We start from the raw sequence: 1,430 nt of genomic DNA, 5'->3' as shown, positions 1-1,430 counted from the left end.
ATATTACAGATACTAATCTTAATTATATCATCTTCAACTTCACTTAAATCATCTACAATATTTATGACACTGTAGTATTTCTTTATTTCAGTTAAGTATTCTTCTGAATAATTTTCAATATATGCACAATTAGGTGCGCATACAACTAAAGCATTATCTTTGACTTTTTTTGCTTCAGTAATTATACTTTGAACAATATTCTTTTCAATAACATTTTTATAAATTATTTGATTATTATCAACAACTAGAGCTCCGTTTTCGCAGATGAAAGATAAATGTCTTCCTATTGGACCAAAATTAGTTTGTAAAGTGTAGTAAGGTCTACCGCTCGCTGCTACTAATTTTATATTTTTTTCTCTTACACGGTCTAAAATATCAACAAAACCATCTGGCAAATGACCATTTTCATCTAAAAGAGTTCCATCCATATCTGTTGCAATTAATTTAATCATAAAATCTCCTTTCAGTACTCTAAATTTGAAATTCATACATTTTTAATAATAACACATATTTGAAATACGAGAAAGGTAATAGAAATTTTTATTGACAAGTAAATGTTTACTATAAACTGCTATAGTTTAATTACTAAGTTGAGTATGATAATATGATAATAGGAAATATAATTAATATATAAAAATGTTTTTAAGATGTTGATTTAAGTTTATAAAACGAATAAAAGAGGTGATTTTATGAAATATGCATTAGATGTGCATACTCATACTTTAGCAAGTGGGCATGCTTATTCAACCTTAATGGAAAATGCAAAAGCTGCATCAGAGAAGGGAATAAAAGTACTCGGAACAACAGAACATGGGATTACCATGCCAAATTCTCCGCATATTTGGTATTTTCATAACTACAGAGTATTACCAAGAGAAATGTATGGAGTAACCATGCTTTATGGAACAGAGGCTAATATAATTGATTATGATGGAAATTTAGATATGGATGATTTTACGTTAGATAAGATGGATATTGTAATTGGAAGCATACATGATGAAGTCTATAAAGTAGGTAGTGTAGAGGAAAACACGAGAGCTTTCATAAATGTAATAGAAAGTGGAAAAATTGATATAATAGGGCATCTTGGAAATCCAGGAGTTCCTGTTAATTTTGATGAAATAGTTAAGTGTGCCATTGAAAATGATGTTCTAATTGAAATTAATAATAGCTCTTTTACAACATCAAGAGTGGGGAGTCATGGGAATTGTAAGGAAATAGCATTATTGTGCAAAAAATATGGCGCTAAGCTGATAATAAATAGTGACGCACATTTCTGTACATTAATAGGAGAGTTTACAGCAGCAGTTAACATGTTAGAATCAATAGAGTTTCCAGAAGAACTTATAATTAATAGAGAGCCAAATGAATTAATACTAAGATTAAAGAAAAAAGGTAAATTAAAAGATTTATAGATACCCAGCCGAAAG

General features: G+C 28.9%; 2 protein-coding genes. One reads left to right on the top strand and one right to left on the bottom strand.

The annotated features are described in order from the left end of the window. Window positions 1–452: HAD family hydrolase (locus CLCHR_RS24190; protein ID WP_139376293.1), on the bottom strand; the 452-nt coding region annotated here is incomplete at its 3' end. A 237-nt stretch (window positions 453–689) separates the two neighbouring features. On the opposite strand from CLCHR_RS24190, the gene CLCHR_RS24185 reads away from it, so the two are divergent. Further along, on the top strand, window positions 690–1,415 hold the full coding sequence (locus CLCHR_RS24185) for a phosphatase (protein ID WP_079442486.1): 726 nt from the start codon (window positions 690–692) through the stop codon (window positions 1,413–1,415). Window positions 1,416–1,430 lie beyond the last annotated feature (15 nt).

This window comes from Clostridium chromiireducens (assembly GCF_002029255.1).
In the GTDB taxonomy this organism is placed as follows: domain Bacteria; phylum Bacillota; class Clostridia; order Clostridiales; family Clostridiaceae; genus Clostridium; species Clostridium chromiireducens.
Note: the sequence above shows the minus strand (reverse complement) of the source record. Positions and strands in the feature narration are given on the sequence as shown.

Bases quoted from the DNA above. Each gene is read 5' to 3' on its own strand.
- CLCHR_RS24185 (WP_079442486.1), top strand. From the start codon at position 690: ATGAAATATGCATTAGATGTGCATACTCATACTTTAGCAAGTGGGCAT.